General features: G+C 70.0%; 9 protein-coding genes and 2 pseudogenes. 6 read left to right on the top strand and 5 right to left on the bottom strand.

Annotated features, from left to right (window positions below; genetic code table 11):
- Positions 1-7 precede the first annotated feature (7 nt).
- Positions 8-155 (top strand): annotated as a pseudogene (locus OG978_RS02790) (IS5/IS1182 family transposase); the annotation flags it as partial.
- Here OG978_RS02790 and OG978_RS02785 read toward each other — a convergent pair.
- Positions 146-524 (bottom strand): annotated as a pseudogene (locus OG978_RS02785) (transposase); the annotation flags it as partial. The pseudogenes OG978_RS02790 and OG978_RS02785 sit on opposite strands and share 10 nt — an antisense overlap.
- Before the next feature lie 338 nt (positions 525-862).
- On the opposite strand from OG978_RS02785, the gene OG978_RS02780 reads away from it, so the two are divergent.
- The 5 genes from OG978_RS02780 to OG978_RS02760 all read left to right on the top strand — a co-directional run bounded on the left by OG978_RS02780 (position 863) and on the right by OG978_RS02760 (position 21,883).
- Positions 863-1,477, top strand: a complete 615-nt coding sequence (locus OG978_RS02780; protein ID WP_326763644.1) for an ArsR/SmtB family transcription factor — start codon at positions 863-865, stop codon at positions 1,475-1,477.
- A 5-nt stretch (positions 1,478-1,482) separates the two neighbouring features.
- On the top strand, positions 1,483-2,934 hold the full coding sequence (locus tag OG978_RS02775) for an MFS transporter (protein ID WP_326763643.1): 1,452 nt from the start codon (positions 1,483-1,485) through the stop codon (positions 2,932-2,934).
- 294 nt (positions 2,935-3,228) lie between these two features.
- The gene (locus OG978_RS02770; RefSeq protein ID WP_326763642.1) at positions 3,229-9,972 is read left to right on the top strand and encodes a non-ribosomal peptide synthetase; all 6,744 of its coding nucleotides are present in this window, start codon (positions 3,229-3,231) and stop codon (positions 9,970-9,972) included.
- Positions 9,973-10,019: 47 nt separating this feature from the next.
- Complete coding sequence (locus tag OG978_RS02765) at positions 10,020-17,897, top strand: non-ribosomal peptide synthetase (protein ID WP_326763641.1); 7,878 nt, start codon at positions 10,020-10,022, stop codon at positions 17,895-17,897.
- Positions 17,894-21,883 carry an amino acid adenylation domain-containing protein gene (locus OG978_RS02760; protein ID WP_326763640.1) on the top strand — a complete coding sequence of 1,330 codons (3,990 nt, stop codon included), beginning with the start codon at positions 17,894-17,896 and terminating at the stop codon, positions 21,881-21,883. The genes OG978_RS02765 and OG978_RS02760 overlap by 4 nt, the downstream gene beginning before the upstream one ends.
- Positions 21,884-22,348: 465 nt before the next feature.
- Here the strand turns inward: OG978_RS02760 and sbnB are convergent, their stop codons facing one another.
- Genes sbnB through OG978_RS02740 form a run of 4 tightly spaced genes read right to left on the bottom strand, consistent with a single transcriptional unit; the run spans position 22,349 to position 26,562 of the window.
- The gene (gene sbnB / locus OG978_RS02755; protein ID WP_326763639.1) at positions 22,349-23,356 is read right to left on the bottom strand and encodes a 2,3-diaminopropionate biosynthesis protein SbnB; all 1,008 of its coding nucleotides are present in this window, start codon (positions 23,354-23,356) and stop codon (positions 22,349-22,351) included.
- 25 nt (positions 23,357-23,381) lie between these two features.
- Positions 23,382-24,329 (bottom strand): 2,3-diaminopropionate biosynthesis protein SbnA, encoded by a 948-nt coding sequence (gene sbnA / locus OG978_RS02750; protein WP_326763638.1) that lies wholly within the window; start codon positions 24,327-24,329, stop codon positions 23,382-23,384.
- Positions 24,326-25,552 carry a glutamate synthase-related protein gene (locus tag OG978_RS02745; RefSeq protein ID WP_326763637.1) on the bottom strand — a complete coding sequence of 409 codons (1,227 nt, stop codon included), beginning with the start codon at positions 25,550-25,552 and terminating at the stop codon, positions 24,326-24,328. Before OG978_RS02745 ends, sbnA begins: the two co-directional genes overlap by 4 nt.
- Entirely contained in the window at positions 25,549-26,562 is a 1,014-nt protein-coding gene (locus OG978_RS02740; RefSeq protein ID WP_326763636.1) for an asparagine synthetase A, read from the bottom strand. The genes OG978_RS02745 and OG978_RS02740 overlap by 4 nt, the downstream gene beginning before the upstream one ends.
- Between the last annotated feature and the right edge of the window lie 40 nt (positions 26,563-26,602).

Raw genomic sequence — 26,602 nt, 5'->3', positions numbered from 1 at the left:
GAGCTGCGGGATCATCGACGCGCTCGCCGCGGCCGAGCCGAAGTGCTGGGCGGACAAGGTGTACCAGGGAGCCGGCCACCCTACGGAAGCTCCGCTGCAGCACCAAACGCATCACCGCGATCGTCCGGACCGCCCTCGTCCTCCATCACGCATAACGTGAGGTTTGCAAAGGCTCAGTGAGGTGGGTGAACGCGTTGATGAGTTCGTGCTGCCAGGGCCAGGTTGCAAAGACGTGCAGGTGGAGTCGGCGGCCGTCGCGGGCGGCTGTGTGCAGCAGCCGGTAGCGCAGCTTTTTCGGCTCGGCGGTGGCGGGTTCGCCGTCCAGTAGCCGCGTCTGCGTCCAGGCGGACGGGTCGGTAGCGGTCGGCGCGAGTTCGAGCCGGGCCGCGTTGATGTGGAAGTGCCGGGAGGGGAAGCGGCCGAAGCCGGTGGTCTTGCCGCAGCGGATACGCGTCTTCGACGCGGGCGTGTGCGCGGTGGTGGACTTCCAGGTGCTGCAGGGAGCCCTCGCCGTAGAGGGTATCGGCGAGGAAGGGTTTGGGGGCCTGGAGCGCATCCTGGACCGGGCGAACGCGGCCGGCGCCCTCATCGACCACGCGCTGTGTTCCGGGAGCCCAGGCACCCCGTGAGCGGAGGCGGCGCCATGGGGGGCCGACGGGCGCCCCGAGGTCGACCGCGGCGCGCTGCCGTTCCTCTACGTGCGCCGTACAGGAAGAGGTCCCTCCGGCGGTACGGAGCCCAGCCGTGAGTCGGCGCTGGTATCAGTCCGCGTACCGCCGGAATTCAGCCACCTCCTCGACTGCACAGACTTCTGTGCACAGGAGTCTGTGCACAGGAGTCTTTGTCATCTACCTTGGGCCTCATGGAACCTCCTGAGCAGCCCTCCCAAGTGCAACTGACCGCTCGTAACCTGCGGGGTGTCGCACATCCGCTGCGGGTGCGGATGCTGACGGTCCTGCGGACGGAGGGGCCGGCCACGGCCACCACGCTCGCCCGGCGGCTGAACCAGAACACCGGCGCGACCAGCTATCACCTGCGCCAGCTCGCCGAGTACGGCTTCATCGTCGAGGCGTCGTCCCAGGGCAGCCGTCGTGAGCGCTGGTGGCAGGCGGCGCACGTCAACACGGTCGTACCGGACGATTCGGTGCTGGCGGGCGATGACGGTCTCGGCATCGCCTACTTGCAGGCGCTCGGCCGGGTCTGGTCCGACGCGATGACGACCGCCATCGACGCGACCACCTCGCTGTCGCCCGAGTGGCGCGACGCCCAGGACTTCGGCGACTACGTGCTCACGCTCACCCCGGCCGAGGCCGAAGAGCTGTCGGCGGAGATCCACCGACTGCTCCGCCGACGCAACTCCTCGCCCGAACCGGCAGGTTCGCCGCTGCCCGAGGGCGCGGCGCGAGTCGCCTTCCAGTTCCAGTTGTTCCCCACCAGCGCAGACCGGCACGTCTCCCACCCCACCGACTCGGAGTGAGAAAGATGACCTCTCGGCACGCGGCCGCCCAGCAAGCGGCGGACAGTGGCACACGCACACCATCCTCGGACGCCTCGGACGCCTCGGACGCCTCGGACGCCTCGGACGCCTCGGACGCCTCGGACGCCCCGGACGACGGGCCCCGGGTCCTGCGCGGACTGGTCGGCATGCTGTCGGCCAACGCGGCGTCCCTGTCGGCCAATCGGGTGCTCTCGATCGCCCTGCCCTGGTTCGTCCTGACGACGACCGGCAGCGTCGGCAAGACGGGTCTGGTCGCTTTCTGTCAGATAGTCCCCTACGTGGTGGCCCAGGCGCTGGCGGGGCCGATCATCGACCGGGTCGGCCCCAAGCGCATCAGCGTGGCCGGCGACCTGGCTTCCACCATCGCGACGGCCACCGCCCCGTTGCTCTACCTGACGGGACACCTGTCCTTCGGCCTGCTGCTGGGGCTGCTGGCCGTGGTCGGCGCGGCGGACGGCCCGGCCAACGGGGCAAAGGGGCTCTTCGTGCCCGCGGCCACCCGCGCGGCCCGGGTGCCGCTGGAACGGGGGACCGGTCTGTCGGCGGCGGTCGAACGGACCGCGACGACCATCGGACCGGCCGTCGCCGGTGTGGTCGTCGCCTCCTTCGGCAGCCTTTACGCCCTGTGGATCACCGCCTGCCTGTTCGGTGTGTCGGCGCTGATCGTCTCCACCACCCTCAGCGACCCGGTGCCCGAGCCGCACGAGACGCCGGTCGAGGAGGCCGAGGGCTATCTCTCGCGGCTGCGTCAGGGCGCCGTGTTCCTGCGCGACGCCAAGCTGCTGCGGTCCATCGTGTGCATGCTCGCCGTGACCAACCTGCTCGACCAGGCGTTCATGTCGGTGCTGCTGCCGGTCTGGGCGAAGGAGACGGGCAACGGTGCGGGAGCCATTGGCCTGGTGGTCAGCGTCTTCGCCGCGACATCGATCGTCGCCGCGCTCGTGGCCGCGGGAGTGGCCGAGCGGCTGCCCCGGCGTGCCGTCTATCTGATCGGCTTCACGCTGGGCGGCGTCCCGCGCTTCGTGGCCATGGCCACGGGGGCGCCCCTGTGGCTGGTGCTGGTGGTGCTGGCGGTGGGTGGCCTGGGCTCAGGCTTCGTCAATCCGATCGTGGGGGCCGTGACGTACGAACTGATCCCCACTCCGCTGCTGGGACGGGTCAAGACGCTGGCTCAGGCCGTCACCTGGGCGGGCATCCCCTTCGGCGGGCTGCTGGGCGCGGGACTGGTGACGGTGGCGGGCACCTCGGGCGCGCTGTGGATCGTGGGCGGGCTCTACCTCGTTGCCATCGGTGTGCCGGCCCTGAACCGGGAGTGGGCGGGCATGCGCAAGCGGACGGTGTCCGACGCGAGCCCTGTCGGCACCGAACACGGGAACGGGAGCATGGCCGGTACCGCTTCGGTTCCCGGGGAAGCGGCGGCCAAGGAAGCCGCGTAAGCGGCGGTACGGGACCGGCACAGGCCGGGCGGTGGACCGCCCGTCGGCCGCCGGTTCCACGTCCCCGCCTCTGCCCGGACGGCAGATCTCCGCCACGGTGAGCGGAACTCCGCTGGCCGGGCGCAGTGTTCACGCCCGGACCGGCGTAAGTGCCCACGCCCGACGGGCAGAAGTGACCACGTCCGACGGGCAGAAGTGACCAGTTATCTCCTCCAGATCGCTCTGCGAGCATCGGATTCGGCTGAGTTTCCGAGGGTTTTCGCAAACGGTCGATGACGAGGAACTGGTGGACACATGACGACGAAGCCGATGATGGCCGCGGCCTCCGGCCAGAGGGCCGAGCAGGGCGGTTTCTCTCCTGCGGAAGCCCGCATCGCAACAGTGTGGAATGCGGTACTCGGCGCCGAGGTGACCGGGTCGGAGGACGAATTCTTCCGGCTCGGCGGAACCCGCCCGCAGGCGGCGGAAATGGCACGCCGGATCGCGGAGGAATTCGGTTCGGAATTCGGCACGGAAACACTGCCGGAGCCGTTGACGGTGCGGGCGGTGGCGTCGTTCCTCGCGGAGGAAGCTCTGATGCGGACCCACCGGCTGTTCGAGTCGGCCGACTTCGATGTCGAGGGCGCGACGGACGCCATGGACGCCCTGGTGGCGGCCGGGGCTCCGGACGACGCTCCGGTCATCCCCCGCGCGCCCCGGCACGGACGTCCGCTGCCGCTGTCGTTCGCGCAGCACCGACTGTGGTTCCTGGACCAGTTGGAGCCCGGCCGGGCCGAGTACCTGATCCCCATGGGACTGCGCATCCGCGGCCCGCTGGACGTCCCGGCGCTGCGCGCGTCGCTGTCGGAGCTGGTGAGCCGGCACGAGGTGCTGCGCACCCGTTTCGCCAGCGACGCGGACGGCAACCCCGGCCAGGTCGTCGACCCACCCCGGCCGCTGCCGCTCGCCGTTCACGACCTGCGGTCCGTCGCCGGACAGGACGCGCGCGAGGAGGCGGCCGCCGCGATCGTGGACACCGAGGGCTTCCGCCCGATGGACCTCGGCACCGGACCGATGGTGCGTGCGCTGCTGATCCGGCTGGCCGACGAGGAACACCTGCTTTATATGACGGTGCATCACATCGCCTTCGACGGCTGGTCGGCGGGGGTGCTGTCCCGGGAGCTGACCGCGCTGTACGGCGCGCGGGCCGCGGGCATGGCCGCCGGCCTGTCCGAACCTCCCCTCCAGTACACCGACTTCGCGGTCTGGCAGCGCCAGTGGTTCACCGGCGAGGTGCTGGCGGAGCAACTGGACTACTGGCGCGCCCGACTGGCCGGCACCGAACCGCTGGAGCTGCCCACCGACCGCCGACGCCCGGCGCGGCGCAGCGGCAACGGTGCCATGCTCACCTTCCGCGTGCCGACGGAGACCACCGACGGCGCCCGCAGGCTCTCCCAGGAGACCGGCGCGAGCCTGTTCATGACCCTGCTGGCGGTCTTCCAGGTGGTGCTGTCGCGCTACAGCGGCCAGGAGGACATCGCGGTAGGCACCCCGATCGCGGGCCGCAACCGGGCCGAGATCGAGAACGTGATCGGCTTCTTCGTGAACACGCTGGTCATGCGCACCGACCTGTCCGGCGACCCGACGTTCGCCGAACTGCTGGCCCGGGTCAAGGACACCGCGCTCGGCGCCTACGACCACCAGGACCTGCCCTTCGAACGCTTGGTGGAGGAGCTGGCCCCGCAGCGGGACCTGTCGCGCAATCCGCTGTTCCAGACGATGTTCGTCCTCCAGAACACCCCCGACAGCCGGTCTTGGGAACTGCCGGGCCTGACCGTGCGGCAGCTCGACGTGTCCGCCCAGGACTCCAAGTTCGACTTCACCTTCTACGCCACCGAGGCCGCCGACGGCGCTCTGGACGGCACCGTCGTGTACTCCACCGACCTGTTCGACGAAGCCACGATGGTGCGGCTCGCCGGGCACTTCGAGACGCTGCTGGCTGCCGCCTGCGCCACCCCGGACGCCCGGCTGTCCGAGCTCCCGATGCTGACCGCCGCCGAGCGCCGGACGATCCTCGGCGAGTGGAACGGGGCCGACACCGACGCTCCGGACACGGTGACCGTGACCCGGCTGATCGAGGAGCAGGCCGCTCGCCACCCCGACGCGCCGGCCGTGACCTGCGGTACCGACCGGCTGACCTACCGTCAGCTCGACGAGCGGGCCGAGTGGATCGCCGGCCGGCTGCGCGAGCGCGGTGCCGGGCCGGGCACTCTGGTCGCGGTCTGCCTGGACCGCGGAACGGACATGGTGTGCGCGCTGCTCGGCATCCACAAGTCGGGGGCGGCATACGTGCCGCTGGACCCGGCGTACCCCACGGACCGGCTCGCCTACATGGTCGAGGACAGCGGCGCCCCACTGATCGTCACCCAGTCCGCGCACACCGGCCGCCTGCCCGCCCACACGCCGACGCTGCTGCTGGACGGGTACTGGCCAGAGCGGCCGCACACCGCCTCCGCCGGTCCGGTGGCGCAGGCCGGCCCGGACGACGTGGCCTACGTGATCTACACCAGTGGTTCCACCGGCCGCCCCAAGGGCGTGCAGATCACCCACGGCGCGCTGCGTGCGCGGATGCGGGAGACACGCCGTGAGCTGGGGCTCACGCCCGAGGACCGGGTCCTGCAGTTCGCCTCGATCGCGTTCGACTCGTCGGTGGGTCAGATGTTCGCCCCGCTCGTCTCCGGGGCGGGTCTGGTGCTGCGCGACGACACCTGGGACCCGGGCCGGCTGGCGGCGGCGCTGCGCGAGCACCGGGTCACGGTGGCATGGCTCACCCCGTCGGCGTTCGGGGCACTGGCCGCCGACCTGGACGGGCCGGACGCGCTGGGCCCGCAGCTGCGACTGGTCCGGCTCGGCGGCGAGGCGCTCCAGCGGGAACAGGTCAGGCAGTGGTTCCGGCACTGCGCGGTGCCTCTGGTCAACGGTTACGGCCCCACGGAGGCCGCGCAGGAGGCGACGACCGCCAAGATCACCGGTCCCGTCGACCGGGTGCCGATCGGCCGGCCGGTCGCCAACGCGAAGGTGTTCGTGGTCGACCGCCAAGGCCGGCCGGTGCCGGTGGGCGTGCCGGGCGAGATGTGGATCGGCTGCCCCGGGCTGGCCCGCGGCTATCTGCACCGGCCCGAGCTGACCGGCGAGAAGTTCACCGTCGTGGACGTGGACGGCACGCCGCGGCGCGTCTACCGCACCGGTGACCTCGCCCGGTGGCTGCCGGACGGGCGGCTGGAGTTCGTGGGCCGCTCCGACAACCAGGTCAAGCTGCGCGGCTACCGCATCGAACTGGGCGAGATCGAGACGGCGTTGCTCGCCCACCCCACGATCACCGGCGCCACCGTCGTGCTGCGCGAGGACGTTCCCGGTGTGCAGAGGCTGGTGGCGTACGTGGTGCCCGTGGGCCCCCTCGACGCGAGCGCGCTGCGCACCCACCTCCAGCGCGACCTGCCGGACTACATGGTGCCCACGGCGTTCGTGCCGCTGGAGCGCATCCCGCTCACCCCGAACGGCAAGACCGACCGCCGGGCACTTCCCGCGCCTGCCTCCGACCGGTCCGGACTGGGCGCCGCGTACACCGAGCCGCGCACGGACATCGAACGCACGGTGACCGAGGTGTGGTCCGAGGTGCTGGGCGTCGACCGGATCGGCGTGCACGACGACTTCTTCGCGCTGGGCGGGCATTCGCTGCTGGCCACCCAGGTCGTGTCACGGCTGCGCCGGCGGTTGGGCGCCGATGTGCCGGTGCGCACGCTGTTCAGCGCGCCGACCTCGGCGCTGTTGGCCGCGGCCGTGACGGAGATGGATGGCACGGAGGCCGGCCGCATCCCGGCGGCGCCGCGCCACAGCACTCCGCCGCCACTCAGCTTTGCGCAGCAACGGCTTTGGTTTCTGGACCAGTTGGAGCCGGGTCGGGCCGAATACCTGCTGCCCTTCGCCTTCCGCATCCACGGCCCCCTGGACACTGACGCCCTGAACGCCGCGTTCACCGCGGTGGTGGCGCGCCACGAGATCCTGCGCACCCGGTTCGGTACGGACGCGGCGGGCTCCCCGGCGCAGCTGATCGACCCGGCGCGGCCGGTGCGGATGCTGGTACGGGACCTGCGCCGGATGGGTGACACGGCTGCCCGCGAGGACGCCCTGGCGGAGGTGCTGCGCGAGGACGGACTGCGGCCGGTGGACCTCGGCACCGGACCGATGCTGCGCGCGCTGCTGGTACGGCTGGCCGACGAGGAGTACGTCCTGGCGGTCACCGTGCACCACATCGCCTTCGACGGCTGGTCGGTGGGCGTGCTGGTGCGCGAGCTGTCCGCGCGGTACGCAGAAGCCCTCTCGGACCGCTCCGGCACGCCCGGACCGGATCCGCTGCCCGTGCAGTACGCCGACTACGCGGTGTGGCAGCGCGCCTGGCTGTCCGGTGCGCCGCTGTATCGGCAACTCTCCTACTGGCGCGGTCGGTTGAGCGGAATGGAGCCGCTGGAGCTGCCGACCGACCACGCGCGGCCGGCGGAGCGCGGCGGGCGGGGCGAGGTGGTCCGGTTCTCGGTGCCCGCCGAGGTCGCCGCCCGTGCCCGCGCGGTGTCCGCCGAGAGCGGCGCGAGCCTGTTCATGACCCTGCTGGCCGTCTTCCAGCTGCTGCTGGCCCGCTACAGCGGGCAGCGGGACATCGCGGTCGGCAGCCCGGTCGCCGGTCGCAACCGTGCCGAGACGGAGGATCTGATCGGTTTCTTCGTCAATACTCTCGTCCTGCGCACCGACCTGTCCGGCGACCCGACGTTCGCCGAACTGCTGGCCCGGGTCAAGGACGCCGCGCTGGGTGCCTACGACCACCAGGACCTGCCCTTCGAACGCCTCGTGGAGGAACTCGCCCCCGACCGCGACCTGTCCCGCAACCCCCTGTTCCAGACCCTGTTCGCGTTGCAGAACATGCCGGGCGCGGACGCCTGGAACCTGCCGGGCCTGACGGCGGAGCCCGTCGAGCCCCCGGTCCGGGACGCCAAGTTCGACCTGTCGATGTACCTCGCGGAGGCGGCGGACGGCACGCTGGACGGCGCCGTGGTCTACGCGGACGACCTCTTCACCGAGGACACTGCGCGCCGCCTGGCCGGCCACTTCACCAACCTGCTGGCCGCGGCCACGATTCGCCCGCACAGCGCGCTGTCCGAGGTGGAGATGCTGGACGCGGGGGAGCGGCACCGTGTCCTCACCGAATGGAATGACACCGCCGCGCCCGTCCCGGCAGCGACACTGCACCGGTTGTTCGAGCAGCGGGCGGCACAGGACCCGGACGCGGTCGCAGTCGTCTGCGGCACGGACAGTCTGACGTACCGTCAGCTCGATGAGCGGGCCAACCGTCTGGCCCACCGGCTGCGCGCTGTGCCGGGCATCGGTCCGGACGTACCCGTGGGCGTCTGCCTGGAACGCTCGCCCGCCATGGTGTGGACGTTGCTCGGCATCCTGAAGGCCGGTGCCGCGTACGTCCCGCTCGACCCGGAGCACCCGGAGGAACGGCTGGCGTACCTGGTGACGGACTCCGGCGCGCCGCTGATCGTCACCGACATCGCGCACGCCGCCCTGCTGCCGGACGGTCCGGACCTGCTGGCCGTGGACCGCCCCGCCGACCTGCCGGACACTCTGCCCACGGACGCGCCGGAACCCGTCGCGGACCCCGGCGACCTGTGCTACCTGATCTACACCAGCGGCTCCACGGGCCGCCCGAAGGGCGTCCGCATCGAACACCGCGGAGTGGTCAACTACCTGGCCGGCATGCAGCACGCGTTCCCGATCGCTCCGGGCGAGGGCTTCCTCCAGGCCACGCCGCTGTCCTTCGACGTGTCGGCGTACGAGATCTTCTGGCCCCTGTGGCAGGGTGCCACGGTCGTGCTGGTGCCGGGCTCCGACCGGCTCGACATGGCCGAGGTGTCCCGCCTGATGCGCGCCCACCGCGTGGTCGGCCTGCACTTCGTGCCGAGCCTGCTGGACTTGTTCGTCTCCCGGGTACGGCCCGTGGACTGCACGCACCTGCGGTACGCCTTCGCCAGTGGCGAGCCGCTCCAGCCGACGCTGGTGAGCCGGTTCACCGAGAGCTTCCCCGGTGACCTCGTCAACCTGTACGGCGCCACCGAGGTCTCGGTGGACACGACGTACTGGCGGGCCTCGCGCACGGACCCGGCCGGACCGGTCTTCGCGGGCCGTCCCATGGTCAACCAGACCGTGTACGTCCTGGACCCGGACCGCCGTCCCGTGCCTGCGGGTGTGCTGGGCGAGGTGTACCTCGGTGGCGACAGCGTCGGGCGCGGTTACCACCAGCGGCCCGACCTCACTGCCGAGCGTTTCGTCGCCGACCCGTTCCGCGGCGGCCGGATGTACCGCACGGGCGATCTCGGCCGGTTCACCGCGGACGGAGAACTGGACCTGCTGGGACGGATCGACCGTCAGGTGAAACTGCGCGGCGTCCGGGTCGAACTCGGCGAGATCGAGGCGACGCTGCTCACCCACGGCGCGGTCGGGGCCTGCGCGGTGGTGGTCCGGGAGGACACTCCCGGCGACAAGCGGCTGGTCGCCTACTGCGTGCCCGCGCCCGACGCCACGGTGGACGTCGGCGCGCTGCGCGAGTGGGCCGCCGAACGCCTGCCTCGCGCCATGATGCCGTCCGCGTTCGCGATCCTGCCGGAACTGCCGCTCAACCGGAACGGCAAGGTCGACCACGCGGCACTGCCGGCCCCCGGGAACGACGGCGACAGCACGGCCGGATACACCGCGCCACGGGACGAGATCGAGGCGGAGATCGCCGGGATCATGGCCGCCGTGCTCGGCGTCGAACGCGTAGGGGTCCACGAGAGGTTCTTCGACGTCGGCGGGCACTCCCTGCTCGCCCTCCAACTCGTCAATCAGGTCGAGTCGGTGACCGGAGTACGCATCGGCCTGCGACGCCTTTTTCAGTCGTCGACCGTCATCGGCATCAAGCAACAGCTCATCGAATTGTTCGACGTGCAGGAACAGCTTTCCTGAAACAGCGGCCCATTGCCCACGCGAGAAGACGAAGAGGACGGAACATCATGGGCGAGAACTCGGTGGAGGCACGGCTGCTGTCCCGCATGCGGCGGCGTGCGGAAGCGGCCCGGATCGTACGGGCTGACCAGGAGGCCGGACCGCTGCCGCTGTCGTTCGCGCAGCAGCGGCTGTGGTTCCTGGACCGGCTGACGCCGGACAGCGCGGAATACCTGGTGCCGACAGTGCTGCGGGTGCGCGGCGCGCTGGACGTCCCCGCGCTCGGCGCAGCACTGTCAGGTCTGGTGGCCCGGCACGAGGTGCTGCGGACGGCGTTCCCGGCGGACGACAACGGCACACCGCGGCAGGTGATCAGCGCACCCTGGCCGGTGGAGGTCACGGTCCACGACCTGCGGGCCGAGGCGGACGCGGAGACCCGCGCGGGCGAGGTGCTGCGCACCGAGGCGACGCGGCCGTTCGACCTGGAGGCCGGGCGGCTCCTGCGGGCCGACGTGGTGCGGCTCGCGGACGACGACCACTTCCTGCTGCTGACGGTGCATCACATCGCTTCGGACGGCTGGTCCTCCGGGATTCTGGCCCGCGAACTGCGCGAACTGTACGCGGCCGCCGTTGCCGGACGCGAGGCTTCGCTGCCCGAACTCCTCATCCAGTACGCGGACTTCGCCGCCTGGCAGCGGGAGCAACTCAGCGGGGATTTCCTGGAGAGGCAGTTGGCGTACTGGCGCGAGCGCCTCGCCCACGTGACGCCGCTCGAGCTTCCCACCGACCACCAGCGTCCGGCGCAGCCGAGCGGCGGCGGTGACGTGGTCACTTTCTCGGTGCCGTCGGAGGTGACGGAGGCGCTGCGGGCGACGGCGAGCGGGCAGGGCGCGAGCCTGTTCATGGCGTTGCTGTCCCTGTTTCAGATCGTTCTGGCCCGCTACTGCCGCCAGGACGACATCGCGGTCGGCACCCCGGTCGCCGGCCGTAACCGTGCCGAGACGGAGGATCTGATCGGTTTCTTCGTCAACACCCTCGTCCTGCGCACCGACCTGTCCGGTGACCCGGCGTTCACCGAACTCCTCGACCGGGTCAAGGACACCGCGCTCGGTGCCTACGACCACCAGGACCTCCCCTTCGAACGCCTCGTGGAGGAACTCGCCCCCGACCGGGACCTGTCCCGCAACCCGCTGTTCCAGACCCTTTTCGTCTTCCAGGCGCCCGGCAGCGCGGAGGCCCAGGCATGGGAGCTGGCGGGCACACGGATCGAGCCGGTCGAGATCGAGCGGGGTGTCGCCAAGTTCGACCTGACGCTCACGGCGGTCGAGTCGGCGGAGGGACTGCGCGCGGTCCTGGAGTACCGGACGGATCTGTTCGAGCGGGCGTCGATCGAGCGGTTGGCCGGCCATTTCACGACTCTGGCGGCGTCGGTGGCGGCCGCACCGGGTGCGCGTCTGTCGGAGCTGAATATGCTCACGGTGGGGGAGCGGCGGGAGGTGCTGGTCGAGTGGAATGGTGTCACCGGTCCGTATCCGGACGCCGTGACCATTCATCGGCTCGTCGAGGAGCGTGTCGCGGCCAGTCCTGATGCGGTTGCTGTCACGGATGGGGGGCGTCGTTGGACCTATGGTGACATCAACGCCCGTGCGAACCGGCTCGCCCACCACCTCCGCGGCACCGGTGTCACCGCAGACACCCTGATTGCTGTCTGTCTCGACCGTTCGCCCGATCTCATTGCCACGCTGCTGGGCATCCTGAAGGCCGGTGCCGCGTTTGTTCCTCTCGATCCGGACTATCCGACCGACCGGATCACCTACATGGTCGAGGACACCGGCACGCCGTTGATCATCACCAGTTCCGGTCTGGCCGACCGGCTGCCCGGCGGGATCGAGCGCATCCTGGTCGACACTCAGTGGCCGGCCGGTCCGGACACCGATCCCGAACCGCTGGCCTCTCCGGACGATCTGGCCTATGTGATCTATACCTCGGGTTCGACGGGCAAGCCGAAGGGTGTCGCTCTCGAGCACCGGGGTGTCGTGAATTATCTGCACTGGTGTGATCAGAACTATCCCGCGCACATCCCGGGCGGGATCGGTTCGGTCCTGTATTCGTCGGTGACGTTCGATCTGACGATCACGGCGCTGTTCCTGCCTCTCATCCAGGGCCAGCAGCTCGTCATTCCCGTCACCGCACCGGACCAGACGGCGTTCGACGCGGCGATCGACCTGATCTGCACCGATACCCCGATCAGTTTCCTCAAGGCCACTCCTTCCCATCTGGAGGTCCTTGCCGCGCATCTGGAGACCCGTAGCGCGCGTCATCACATCACCACCATCGTGGCCGGCGGCGAGAATCTCACCCCGCAGTTGGTCGCCCGGCTCCTGAGCACCAGCAGCACGCAAACGACGTTCAGCAACGAGTACGGCGCGACCGAGGGCTCGGTGGCGAACGTGATGAGCCTGACGACCGCACCTGATCCGCACGGGGGCACCACCACGCTGGGCCGGCCGATCACGAACACCACCGCCTACGTCGTCGATCACCACAACCAGCCCGCCCCCGTCGGCATCCCCGGCCACGCCCTGCTGGGCGGTATCTGTCTGGCCCGGCACTACCACAACCGGTCCGACCTCACCCGCCAGCGCTTCACCCCCAACCCTTTCACCCCGCCCCGTCCCGATCCGCGCACCTATCACACCGGGGACCTGGTCAAATGGCGGCCCGACGGCACCCTCGAGTTCATCGGCCGGATCGACAACCAGATCAAGCTGCGCGGCTACCGCATCGAACTCGGCGAGATCGAAGCCGCCCTCAACACCCACCCCCACATCCACACCACCGCCGTCACCACCCGCGAAGACACCCCCGGGGACAAGCGTCTGGTCGCCTACGTCGTGCCCGCCCCGGGACACAGTCCCGACGCGTCCGAACTCCGCACGCACCTGCAGCGGCAACTGCCGGACTACATGGTCCCCAGCACCTACGTCCCCCTCGACCAACTGCCCCTGACACCCAACGGAAAGGTCGACACCAAGGCGCTCCCCGCGCCCGGCCACCACCGCCCCGAACTCGCCACCACCTACACCGCACCCCGGAACTCGACGGAGGAGACCATCGCCGGCGTGTGGTCCGACGTCCTCGGCGTCGACACCATCGGCATCCACGACAACTTCTTCGAACTGGGCGGGCATTCACTGCTCGCGACACAGGTGACGTCGCGTCTGCGGCAGCGGCTCGGGTTGGACGTCCCGGTGCGTGCCCTCTTCACCTCACCCACCCCGGCCACACTGGCCGGGGTCGTGCGAGAGCTGGGGACGGCCGACGAGGCGCCGCTGGTACCGCTCGACCGCGGCAGCGGTCCACTGCCCCTGTCGTTCGCGCAGCAGCGGCTTTGGTTCCTGGACCAGTTGACGCCGGGCAGCGCCGAATACCTCGTGCCGTTCGGCCTGCGGGTGCGCGGCACGCTCGACGCCTGTGCACTGGGTGCGGCGTTCACCGGTCTGGTGACCCGGCACGAGGTGCTGCGGACCCGGTTCGTCACGGACGACTCAGGCCGTCCCGCGCAGATCGTGGACGCACCGTGGTCGGTCACTCCGGTGGTGCACGACGTCCGGACCGTCCCGACGGCCGACCGGGAGCGGGCCGCACTGGAGATCACGGCGGCCGAGGCGCGGCGACCGTTCGAGCTGGACGGCGGGCGGCTTCTGCGGGTTGACGTGGTGCGCGTCGCTGACGACGACCAGTACGTGCTGATCACGCTGCACCACATCGTCTCGGACGGCTGGTCCTCCGGGATTCTGGTCCGCGAACTGCGCGAGCTGTACATGGCTGCCGTCGCCGGACGCGAGGCGTCGCTGCCCGAACTGCCCGTGCAGTACGCGGACTTCGCCGCCTGGCAGCGGGAGCAACTCAGCGGGGATTTCCTGGAGAGGCAGTTGGCGTACTGGCGCGAGCGTCTCGCAGGGGTACCGGCCCTGGAGCTGCCGACCGACCACGGTCGGTCCGCCGAACGGGAGGGCGCCGAGGGCGACACCGTGTACTTCTCGGTGCCGTCGGAGGTGACGGAGGCGCTGCGGGCGACGGCGAGCGGGCAGGGCGCGAGCCTGTTCATGGCGTTGCTGTCCCTGTTTCAGATCGTTCTGGCCCGCTACTGCCGCCAGGACGACATCGCGGTCGGCACCCCGATCGCCGGCCGCAACCGCGCCGAGACGGAGGGCCTGATCGGTTTCTTCGTCAACACCCTCGTCCTGCGCACCGACCTGTCCGGTGACCCGGCGTTCACCGAACTCCTCGACCGGGTCAAGGACACCGCGCTCGGTGCCTACGACCACCAGGACCTCCCCTTCGAACGCCTTGTCGACGAGCTGGCCCCCGACCGGGACCTGTCCCGCAACCCGCTGTTCCAGACCCTTTTCGTCTTCCAGAACACCCCGGACGGGGAGTCGTGGAGCCTGCCCGGTCTGACGGTCGAGCAGGTCGGTGTGGGCGGTCAGGATGCCAAGTTCGACCTCCAGCTGACCGCGGCGGAGGAGGACGGTGAGCTGCTGGCGGTCCTGGAGTACCGGACGGATCTGTTCGAGCGGGCGTCGATCGAGCGGTTGGCCGGCCATTTCACGACTCTGGCGGCGTCGGTGGCGGCCGCACCGGGTGCGCGTCTGTCGGAGCTGAATATGCTCACGGTGGGGGAGCGGCGGGAGGTGCTGGTCGAGTGGAATGGTGTCACCGGTCCGTATCCGGACGCCGTGACCATTCATCGGCTCGTCGAGGAGCGTGTCGCGGCCAGTCCTGATGCGGTTGCTGTCACGGATGGGGGGCGTCGTTGGACCTATGGTGACATCAACGCCCGTGCGAACCGGCTCGCCCACCACCTCCGCGGCACCGGTGTCACCGCAGACACCCTGATTGCTGTCTGTCTCGACCGTTCGCCCGATCTCATTGCCACGCTGCTGGGCATCCTGAAGGCCGGTGCCGCGTTTGTTCCTCTCGATCCGGACTATCCGACCGACCGGATCACCTACATGGTCGAGGACACCGGCACGCCGTTGATCATCACCAGTTCCGGTCTGGCCGACCGGCTGCCCGGCGGGATCGAGCGCATCCTGGTCGACACTCAGTGGCCGGCCGGTCCGGACACCGATCCCGAACCGCTGGCCTCTCCGGACGATCTGGCCTATGTGATCTATACCTCGGGTTCGACGGGCAAGCCGAAGGGTGTCGCTCTCGAGCACCGGGGTGTCGTGAATTATCTGCACTGGTGTGATCAGAACTATCCCGCGCACATCCCGGGCGGGATCGGTTCGGTCCTGTATTCGTCGGTGACGTTCGATCTGACGATCACGGCGCTGTTCCTGCCTCTCATCCAGGGCCAGCAGCTCGTCATTCCCGTCACCGCACCGGACCAGACGGCGTTCGACGCGGCGATCGACCTGATCTGCACCGATACCCCGATCAGTTTCCTCAAGGCCACTCCTTCCCATCTGGAGGTCCTTGCCGCGCATCTGGAGACCCGTAGCGCGCGTCATCACATCACCACCATCGTGGCCGGCGGCGAGAATCTCACCCCGCAGTTGGTCGCCCGGCTCCTGAGCACCAGCAGCACGCAAACGACGTTCAGCAACGAGTACGGCGCGACCGAGGGCTCGGTGGCGAACGTGATGAGCCTGACGACCGCACCTGATCCGCACGGGGGCACCACCACGCTGGGCCGGCCGATCACGAACACCACCGCCTACGTCGTCGATCACCACAACCAGCCCGCCCCCGTCGGCATCCCCGGCCACGCCCTGCTGGGCGGTATCTGTCTGGCCCGGCACTACCACAACCGGTCCGACCTCACCCGCCAGCGCTTCACCCCCAACCCTTTCACCCCGCCCCGTCCCGATCCGCGCACCTATCACACCGGGGACCTGGTCAAATGGCGGCCCGACGGCACCCTCGAGTTCATCGGCCGGATCGACAACCAGATCAAGCTGCGCGGCTACCGCATCGAACTCGGCGAGATCGAAGCCGCCCTCAACACCCACCCCCACATCCACACCACCACCGTCACCACCCGCGAAGACACCCCCGGCAACAAACAGCTCATCGCCTACATCGTCGCCACTCCCGGCAACACCCCCACCACACACCAACTCCGCACGCACCTGCAGCGGCAACTGCCGGACTATATGGTCCCCAGCACCTACGTCCCCCTCGACCAACTGCCCCTGACACCCAACGGAAAGGTCGACACCAAGGCGCTCCCCGCGCCCGGCCACCACCGCCCCGAACTCGCCACCACCTACACCGCACCCCGGACGGACACCGAGCGCACCCTTGCCGCGATCTGGTCGGAGATCCTCGGTATCGACACCGTCGGCATCCACGACAACTTCTTCGAACTGGGCGGGGATTCGATCGTCAGCATTCAGATGATCGCCCGGGCCAAGAAGTTCGGTGTGCACCTCACTCCGCGGCTGATCTTCAAGAACCAGACGATCGCCGAGATCGCGGTCCACGCCGCTGCGACCACGCCGGTCGACGCAGAGCAGGGCCGCGTGGCGGGCGAGGTCCCGCTGACACCGATCCAGCACTGGTTCTTCGAGAAGGACCTGCCGACGTTCGACCACTTCAACCAGGCCGAGCTTCTCGTCACCGACGGGCTCGCCCCCGACGTGCTGCGGCTCGCGCTGGCCGACCTGATCGAGCACCACGACGCGTTGCGCCTGCGCTGCGTGGACGGGCCCGACGGCCGGCGGCAGTACCTGGACGAGACCGTGGACACCGACATCCTCGACGTGCACGACCTGTCCGGATTCTCGGACGAGTCCCTGGCGTCGGTGGCGCTGGACATCGCGGAGGAGACGCAGCAGAGCCTCGGCCTGGCCAAGGGCCCGTTGTTGCGGGCCGCCCTGCTGGAGTTGGGACCGACGCGCGGCCAGCGGTTGCTCACCGTCGTACACCACCTGGCAGTCGACGGTGTGTCCTGGCGGATCCTCCTGGAGGACCTGGGCAGTTGCTACGAGCGGCGGGCTGCCGATCTCGCGCCCCTGCTGCCGGCGAAGACGACGTCGTTCCGGTCGTGGGCCCAGCGACTGAACGGCTTCGCCGACTCCGCTCAGGCGCGGGCCGAGTACGCCTACTGGGCCGAGCCCAAGCCGGCCGGTCGGGTGCCGCGTGACCGGGACGGTCGCAACGACCTGGCATCCGCCGCCAGCGTCGTGGCGGCGCTCAGCCCCGAGGAGACGCGTGCCTTGTTGCGGGACGTGCCACGGGTCTTCAGCACCCAGATCAACGACGCGTTGCTCACCGCACTGGCGCACGCCCTGCGAGACTGGACGAGGGACGACGAGATCCTGATCGGTCTGGAGGGACACGGCCGTGAGGATCTGTTCCCGGACGTGGACCTGTCGCGAACGGTCGGATGGTTCACGTCCGTCTTCCCCGTCGCGCTGCGGCTGGCGCCGGGAGCCACCGATCCGGTGGCCTCGCTCGACTCCGTCCGCGAGCAGGTGGCGCGGATCCCCAACAAGGGCGTCGGCTACGGCATCCTGCGTCATCTCGGCGCCCCGGACATGGCCGCCGTACTGCGCCGGCAGCCCACTCCGGAAGTGAACTTCAACTACCTGGGGCAGTTCACCAGGGACCTGCCGGGCATCGGGTGGTACGCCGGTCCTGACGAGCCCAAGGGCCACTCGATCAGCCCGGACGGCATGCGCTGGAACGTGCTGGACGTGACCGCCGCCGTCGAAGGCGACACGTTCGGCCTGTACATCAACTACTCGACCGCGCTGCACGAGCGGCGCACCGTCGAGCGCCTGGCCGACGGTGTCGTCGGCCACCTGCGCGAGCTGATCGCCGGCAGTGCCGACGGAGCCGCCGACGCCCGCCGGGAGTCCCCCGGTGTTCCCCTCACCGATGTCGGTGACGCCGACATGGCCGCGATCCTGAAGAGGTTCTCGATATGAGTGCGCACAACGTGGAAGACGTCTACGGACTTTCGCCCCTGCAGTTCGGCATGCTTTACCACTCGCTGGAGGACACTTCCGACACGCGCCCGTACATGGTGCAGATGACGGAGGAGGTCGAAGGACCCTTCGACGAGACGCTGTTCGGAGCCGCCTGGCAGCAGCTCGTCGACCGGCATTCGATCCTGCGCAGCGCGTTCGTGTGGGAGGGAGTGTCGGAGCCGGTGCAGGTGGTGCAGCGCCAAGCTCCCCTCCCCTTCGAAGTGAGGGATCTGCGCGGCCTGTCCGGTCAGGAGGAGCGGCTGAGCACCTTCCTGGCGGAGGACTGGGACCGGGGGTTCGACCTCTCACGGGCCCCGCTGGTCCGGGTCACCGTGCTGCGGATGGGGGAGGAGCGCCGGATCGTTGTCTGGTCGTTCCATCACATCCTCCTCGACGGCTGGAGTGTGCAGATCCTCCAGAAGGAGCTGTTCGCCCTCTACCGCGCGCTGTTCGGCGGCACTTCCGCCGAACTGCCGCCGACCGTCCCCTACCGCCGCTACATCGAGTGGCTCAACTCCCGGCAGGACGACGGCTCCGCGGCGTTCTGGACCGACTACCTGGCGGGCATCACGGAGCCCACCGCCCTGCACATCGACCGGGACACCGGTGACACGGGAGTCGGCGAGTTCGAGGTGTGCGCCTCCGCAGAGCTGTTCGCGCGGGCCCGGGACTACGCCAAGTCCCAGCGCGTCACGATGAACACACTGGTGCAGGGCCTGTGGTCGGTCCTGCTCTCACGGTACAGCCGCCAGGACGAGGTGCTGTTCGGCTCCACCATCTCGGGCCGGTCGATCGATCTGCCCGGCGTCGAGTCGATGATGGGCCTGTTCATCAACACGCTGCCGGTGCGCGGCCGGCTCACGGGCGACCTGGTCGTCTCCGAGTGGCTGAGGGATCTCCAGGACGAACAACTGGAGATGCGGCAGTGGGAGTACTGTCACCTCGTCGACGTGCAGAAGCACAGCAGGATCCCGCGCGGCGAGCCACTGTTCCGGTCGATCCTCGTCTTCGAGAACTACCCGGTGGTGCAGAAGCCGTCTGACTTCCCCGAGGGACTGACCCGGCGCCTGGTCAACTGTGTGGAGCGCACCGGGTACCCGCTGACCCTCGTCGTATCGGCGGGCCGGGCCCTGGAGTTCCGCTTCGTCTACGACCGGAGCAGGTTCGACGCGAAGACGATCGAGCGCATGGCCGGACACCTCGAGAGCCTGCTGACCTCCCTAGTGGACTCGCCCGGCGCACGCATCGGCGATCTCAATATGCTCACGGTGGGGGAGCGGCGGGAGGTGCTGGTCGAGTGGAATGGTGTCACCGGTCCGTATCCGGACGCCGTGACCATTCATCGGCTCGTCGAGGAGCGTGTCGCGGCCAGTCCTGATGCGGTTGCTGTCACGGATGGGGGGCGTCGTTGGACCTATGGTGACATCAACGCCCGTGCGAACCGGCTCGCCCACCACCTCCGCGGCACCGGTGTCACCGCAGACACCCTGATTGCTGTCTGTCTCGACCGTTCGCCCGATCTCATTGCCACGCTGCTGGGCATCCTGAAGGCCGGTGCCGCGTTTGTTCCTCTCGATCCGGACTATCCGACCGACCGGATCACCTACATGGTCGAGGACACCGGCACGCCGTTGATCATCACCAGTTCCGGTCTGGCCGACCGGCTGCCCGGCGGGATCGAGCGCATCCTGGTCGACACTCAGTGGCCGGCCGGTCCGGACACCGATCCCGAACCGCTGGCCTCTCCGGACGATCTGGCCTATGTGATCTATACCTCGGGTTCGACGGGCAAGCCGAAGGGTGTCGCTCTCGAGCACCGGGGTGTCGTGAATTATCTGCACTGGTGTGATCAGAACTATCCCGCGCACATCCCGGGCGGGATCGGTTCGGTCCTGTATTCGTCGGTGACGTTCGATCTGACGATCACGGCGCTGTTCCTGCCTCTCATCCAGGGCCAGCAGCTCGTCATTCCCGTCACCGCACCGGACCAGACGGCGTTCGACGCGGCGATCGACCTGATCTGCACCGATACCCCGATCAGTTTCCTCAAGGCCACTCCTTCCCATCTGGAGGTCCTTGCCGCGCATCTGGAGACCCGTAGCGCGCGTCATCACATCACCACCATCGTGGCCGGCGGCGAGAATCTCACCCCGCAGTTGGTCGCCCGGCTCCTGAGCACCAGCAGCACGCAAACGACGTTCAGCAACGAGTACGGCGCGACCGAGGGCTCGGTGGCGAACGTGATGAGCCTGACGACCGCACCTGATCCGCACGGGGGCACCACCACGCTGGGCCGGCCGATCACGAACACCACCGCCTACGTCGTCGATCACCACAACCAGCCCGCCCCCGTCGGCATCCCCGGCCACGCCCTGCTGGGCGGTATCTGTCTGGCCCGGCACTACCACAACCGGTCCGACCTCACCCGCCAGCGCTTCACCCCCAACCCTTTCACCCCGCCCCGTCCCGATCCGCGCACCTATCACACCGGGGACCTGGTCAAATGGCGGCCCGACGGCACCCTCGAGTTCATCGGCCGGATCGACAACCAGATCAAGCTGCGCGGCTACCGCATCGAACTCGGCGAGATCGAAGCCGCCCTCAACACCCACCCCCACATCCACACCACCGCCGTCACCACCCGCGAAGACACCCCCGGGGACAAGCGTCTGGTCGCCTACGTCGTGCCCGCCCCGGAACACAGTCCCGACGCGTCCGAACTCCGCACGCACCTGCAGCGGCAACTGCCGGACTACATGGTCCCCAGCACCTACGTCCCCCTCGACCAACTGCCCCTGACACCCAACGGAAAGGTCGACACCAAGGCGCTCCCCGCGCCCGGCCACCACCGCCCCGAACTCGCCACCACCTACACCGCACCCCGGAACTCGACGGAGGAGACCATCGCCGGCGTGTGGTCCGACGTCCTCGGCGTCGACACCATCGGCATCCACGACAACTTCTTCGAACTGGGCGGACAGTCGATCAGCTCGGTGCGGGTGGTTTCTCGGCTGCGGGAAGCCGGTCTGGGCGTCTCCCTCCAGCAGTTCGTGCGGCAGCCGACGGTGGCCCAGTTGGCTGCCGCGCTGGACGTCCCGCAAGCGGAGTCGGCCGGGCTGGTGGTGCTCCTGTCGTCCGTGGCGGACCCGGAGCTGCCCGTCCTTTTCTGCGTGCACCCGGGCGGCGGCAGCACCCACCCGTACCGGGCTCTCGCACGATGCCTGACGGGCAGGTGCACCGTGTACGGCGTCCAGGCGCCGGGACTGAACGCGGACGAGGCGCCGCTCGTCGGGATCGAGTCGATCGCGGACCGGTACTGGCGGGAGATCCGCCGTGTGCGGCCCGCGGGCCCGTGCACCATCCTCGGATGGTCGACCGGCGCGGTGATTGCACACGCGATGGGCGTGCAGGCCCCGGAGGAGGTGGCCGGTCTGTACCTGCTGGAGCCGGCGGTGACCGGCGACGACCAGCGGGACCGCTTCCAGCGACACGCCGAGGTGTACCGCCGGGTGAACGAGTTGTGGCGCCGTGGTCAGGACGAGCACGGTGCCGAACGGGCCACGACGGAGCGGGAGCTGCGACGTCTGGCTCCGGAGATGAACCTCGACGAGGATCTGGTCACGCTCGACGAGTGGCTTCCCTTTGCGGTGCTGGAGGCCGAGGTGCGCTCGCTCGCCGCCTACCGGCCCGGCCGCTCGGTGGCCAGGGCGACGCTGTTCGTCAGCGACACGGTGCGCGACGGCAGCGGTGACGAGGTACCGGAGGCCCGGTACCTCGCCCACTGGCGCGGGCTTTACCCGGCAGGTCTGGCCCAGCGGGCGATGCCGGGTCGTCACATGGAGATGGTCAGGGGCGACGAGCAACTGGACGCCGTGGTCTCCGCGTTGCGGGAGGCGGTGCCGGCCGGCGGCGCCGACCGGGAACGGGAGCTGCTGCAGGTCTGACCGCGGATCGTCGCCGGAGTACGGGAGCCGGCAGAGCCGACGAGGGGCCCACCACGGAAACGTGGTGGGCCCCTCGTCATGATCGGCTCGCCGTCGTCCGTGAGCGGCGGTGGCCGTGGCCTGGGGAGAGCGCCGCCCTGCTCGGTCCCTTCATCACCCGGCCCCACCGGGGCTCCACCCGACCCGCCAGGCCGGACCGCGCGGTGCACCGGGGACGGAGGCCGCTGCGGGGGCTCGGCCCGCGCTGTCGGCCCGGGGCGGCGCGGGGCTTCGGGGCCTCGGGGTCTCCCTGCCCGGCGCTGCCCCGGGCCCCCGCTGCGGGTGACGTCTCCACCCCGGTATTCCCACATTTCCCTCCCTGCCCCTTTCGGCGCACATGCCGACGCCCCGGTCTCGTGGTCCCACCAGGTGTTCGGTGGGAGCGTGAGACCGGGGCGTCGGAGGATGCGGCCAGTGCCGCCCGGCTCACCAGCGCTTCAACTCGGGGAAGAAACCCGGTATCTCGGTGGCGCGACCGGTGCGCAGGGCGGTTCGGTAGATGTGGTAGCCGACGGCCAGGTCGAGGACGCCGAGGCCGAACGGGGAAAAGACGGTGGGGCGGTCGTGGGCCAGGGTCACATCGCCGCGCAGCACGTCGGCCAGCGTGCCGTCGATGAAGTCGCGCGTGCCGTACTCCATCTCCGTCAGATGGGGCGAGGTCTGCGCGGTGAGGCAGTGGTCGATGTCGTCCAGGACGTTGTGGCACTTGATCATGACGGTGGGGTGGATGTCGCGCAGGGACAGGTTCAGGATGAGCTGGCCCGGCACGAGGGTCTGCCGGTCCGTCAGCCAGGGCGCCGGCGCGGTGGTGGCGAGGATGACCAGGTCGGCGGTGGCCAGGGCCGCGTCGATCTGTGCCACGGTGCGGGTCTGCCAGCCGTGGGTGCCGGCGGCGTAGGCGGCGAAGGTCTCGGCGTACGCGTCGACGTGGTCGTGGACCAGGCATTCGCGGACGTTGGTGCCGCGCGCCGCGAGGAAGTCGGAGACGGTCCGGCCGATGACGCCGGCGCCGACGAAGAGCACCGTCTTCGGGCTGTCGCCGTCGGCGAGGGTCTCCACGGCGAGCGCGGCGGATGCCGCGGTGCGGGCGGCGCTGATGCCGGACGCCTCCAGGCAGGCGAACGGGTAGCCGGTCTCGGCGTCGTTCAGCAGGAGGACGGCGGAGGCGCGCGGCAGGTTCTGGCTCACGTTCTGCGGGTAGCTGGCGATCCACTTGAGGCCGGAGACCGGTGTGTCGCCGCCGAGGTGGGCGGGCAGAGCGATGATCCGGGCGCCGGGATCGTGCGGGAAGCGCAGGAAGTGGCTGTTGGGGTTCACGGTGGCCCCGCGGCTGTGCTGGAGGTAGGTCTCCCGCACGAGGTCCAGGACGTCCGACGGCGCGGAGTCGATGACATCCTGGGTAACGGAGCCGTCGATCACGTGGAAGGTTGACATCGGTGGTTGCCTTTCGCGGGCGGGATCAGGTGGGGACGCCGAAGTTCCGCTCGACCCAGTCGTTGTTGTAGACCGTGCCGAGGTAGCGCTCGCCGAGGTCGGGAGAGATCGCGGCGATGCGGGAGCCGGCTGGGATGGTGTCGGCGCGGCGGCGGACGGCGGCCAGGACCGAGCCGGTGGAGCCGCCGGTGAGCAGGCCGTGGGTGCGGGCGAGCAGCCGGCACTCGCGTATGGCGTCCTCCTCGGCTACCAGTACCACGTCGTCGGCGAGGCCGGGTTCGAACAGTTCGGGGATGCGGCTGGCGCCCAGCCCGGGGATGCGTCGCGGGCCGGGTGCGGCGCCGAAGACGACGGAGCCGAGGGCGTCGACGGCGACGATCCGGGTGTGCGGCGAGAACTCGCGCAGGTATTGCGCGCAGCCGACGAACGTGCCGGTGGAGCCGACGCCGATGAACAGGTAGTCGAGATGCTGGACCGTCTTGAGCAGGGTGCGCGCGGTCTGTTCGTAATGGGCGCGCGGGTTGGCCGGGTTGGCGTACTGGTTGAGCCAGACCACGGTCGGGTCCGCTTCGATGTGGCGCCGGATGTGGGCGATGCGGGACTGGAGGAAGCCGCCGTTGGCGTCGACGGTGTCGACGACGACCACCTCGGCGCCCAGGGCACGCATGTGATCGATGCTGGTGGCGTTGGTGTTCGGGTCGACGACGCAGGTGAAGCGGTAGCCCTTGGTGGCGCAGATGGAGCTGAGGGCGATACCGAGGTTTCCGGACGAGGACTCGATGACGCGGGCGCCCGGCGTGAGGACGCCGCGGTGCTCGGCGTCCTCGATGAGGCTCAGCGCGGTCTTCAGCTTGACGGAGCCGGCCGGGTTGAGGCCCTCGATCTTCAGGAAGAGGTCCGAGCCGGGCACCATCCGGGGCAGCAGGACGAAGAGGTCGTCGGTGACCAGCTCGTAGGTGTGTTCGTAGATCATGACCGGGGCTCCCAAAGGTCTTCGGGGCCGGTCTCCTCCGCCGCGTAGCGGCCCAGTGCGCTGACAGCCATGCGCAATTCCAGTGCCATGGCGTCCAGCAGGCGTTCGAGGCCGTGCTCGGGGTCCTCGTCGGCGGCGATCAGTGCGGCGCGGCCGAGGCCGACGGCGCGGGCGCCGAGGGCGAGCAGTTTCACGGCGCGGATGCCGTCCCAGACACGTCCGCTGGCGAGGAGGGTGCGGCCGGCGGGGTCGACGCGGCGCAGGCATTCGGAGAGGGGCAGTCCGACGTGGCCGAGGAAGCCGGTCGGGGCCCAGCCGGTGCCGCCCTCGGCACCGTCGACGGCGACGGCGTCGGCGCCGGCGTCCCAGGCGATGGTGGCGGCTTGGCCGATGTCGCGGCCGGGGAAGAGCTTCACCCAGCAGCGGGCGCGTGGGTAGTTGTTGCGCATGAGCTGGATCTGCCGGCGGAAGATCTCGTCGGTGAAGGTGCCCGGGCTCGCGCAGCGCAGGATCGAAGAGGCGCTGGGGCCCAGCCGTTCGACGGCGTACTGTCCGGCGAGGTCGGCCGCGACCGCTTCGCTGATCATGGTGAGGCCGCCGAGGCCGGGCTTGGCACCCTGGCCGACCTTGAGTTCGAAGCCGAGGCGGCCGGTGGCCAGGAGGCCGGTGACGGCGGGGTCGCTGTAGACCTGGTTCCAGACCTCGGAGTCGGCGTCCTCGGTGCTCTGCTGGACGCAGATGCCGCCTACGCCGTCGGGGAGTTCCTCGCAGTACGCCTGGACGCGTTCCAGCAGGCCCTTGCGGTGGTCGTCGCCGCTGGAGCGGAAGCCGTTCATGGGGGCGACGTTCTCGCCGATGACCATGGGGATGCCGAGCCGTCCGGCCTGGCGGCTGAGGGCGAGGCTGATGCCGGTGACGTGGGTGGAGCCGAGAGCCGACAGGTAGACCGGCAGCGGAGCCGTGAAGCCGCCGAGGGCGGTATCGAGGCGGACATCGGAGTAGAGGGGTTCGCGGCCGAGGTCGATGAGCTTGGCCAGGCGGCCCGGCATGAAGACGGGCGGGGCCAGGCGCAGTCCGTCGATCTCGTCGCCGGCGGATTCGGGGGCGGCGCCGAAGACGGCGGTGCCGTAGCTGTTCAGGGGCGGGAAGACGGCGGCGGCGCCGTCGCGGGCCCGGGCGCGGACGGTGTCCTCGGGCAGGCCGGGTGCAGCCAGCTGGGTCACGGCGACACGACCCCCGCGATCTTCGGGAAGGCTGTGGTCCGCCAGACGGAGTCCAGGCCGGTGACCCAGCGGGTCAGGCGCTCCAGGCCGATGCCGAAGCCGGCGCTGCTGGGGATGCCGTGCCGGGCGACGTCGAGGTACCAGGCGTACTTGGAGGGGTTCTCGCCTGTTTCGCGCATCCGGGTGACCAGGGCCGCGTAGTCGTACTCGCGTTCGCTGCCGCTGCACAGTTCGCCGCAGCCCTCGGGGGCGATGAGGTCGAAGTTGAGCAGGGTGCCGGGCTCGGCCGTGCTCTCCTTGTCGTAGAAGCCGCGGGAGCCCTTGGGGTAGCCGACGATGAAGAACGGGGCGTCGGCCTGGCGGGAGATGCGCTCCTCGGCCTCCCACTCGATCTCGGTGCCGGCGGCCTGCGGGTACCCGTCGCGGCGCAGACCGTCGACGACCTCGCCGTGCGGGACGCGGGCGAACGGCCGGGCCACGCGGCGGCGCAGGGCGTCGGGGTCGCGGCCGAGGACGGCGAGGTCGTCGCCGCACCCGTCGACGACGGTGGTCACGGCGTGGCGGACCAGCCGCTCAGCGACGCCCATGGCATCGTCCCGGGTGGCGCCCGCGTACTCGACGTCGATCTGCCGGAACTCGGTGAGGTGGCGGTGGGTGCTGCTGGTCTCGACGGGTTCGAGGCGGACGTTGGGCGCGATGAGGAAGATGCGGTCGAAGGCCAGCAGCGATGCCTGCTTGTAGAGGATGGCGCTGGTCATCAGCTTGTAGCGGTGGCCGTAGTAGTCGACGTCGACCTGCTTGGCGCCGCGCGAGCCCGGGTCGGTGACGGGGCCGATGACCGGGTGGGCCATCTCCACGGCGCCGTCGGAGCGCAGGAAGGAACGGGCACCGGCCATGAGTGCCTGCTGGATGCGCAAGGCCGCGTGGGTGCGCGGGTCGCGCAGGTGGTCCAACGGTGAGGGCAACGCGGCGGCCTCGGGCGCCGACGGGAGATCCGTCTGAAGTGTCATGTCTGTCCTGTCCTGTCGTTGCCGGGTCGGGGGCACCAGC

Source organism: Streptomyces sp. NBC_01591 (assembly GCF_035918155.1).
Lineage (GTDB): Bacteria > Actinomycetota > Actinomycetes > Streptomycetales > Streptomycetaceae > Streptomyces.
This window is presented reverse-complemented; position numbering and strand designations above follow the sequence as displayed.

Coding starts and splice junctions, on each gene's coding strand:
- OG978_RS02760 (WP_326763640.1), top strand. CDS start 17,894: ATGAGTGCGCACAACGTGGAAGACGTCTACGGACTTTCGCCCCTGCAG.
- OG978_RS02770 (WP_326763642.1), top strand. CDS start 3,229: ATGACGACGAAGCCGATGATGGCCGCGGCCTCCGGCCAGAGGGCCGAG.
- sbnA (WP_326763638.1), bottom strand. CDS start 24,329: ATGATCTACGAACACACCTACGAGCTGGTCACCGACGACCTCTTCGTC.
- OG978_RS02765 (WP_326763641.1), top strand. CDS start 10,020: ATGGGCGAGAACTCGGTGGAGGCACGGCTGCTGTCCCGCATGCGGCGG.
- OG978_RS02740 (WP_326763636.1), bottom strand. CDS start 26,562: ATGACACTTCAGACGGATCTCCCGTCGGCGCCCGAGGCCGCCGCGTTG.
- OG978_RS02780 (WP_326763644.1), top strand. CDS start 863: ATGGAACCTCCTGAGCAGCCCTCCCAAGTGCAACTGACCGCTCGTAAC.
- sbnB (WP_326763639.1), bottom strand. CDS start 23,356: ATGTCAACCTTCCACGTGATCGACGGCTCCGTTACCCAGGATGTCATC.
- OG978_RS02775 (WP_326763643.1), top strand. CDS start 1,483: ATGACCTCTCGGCACGCGGCCGCCCAGCAAGCGGCGGACAGTGGCACA.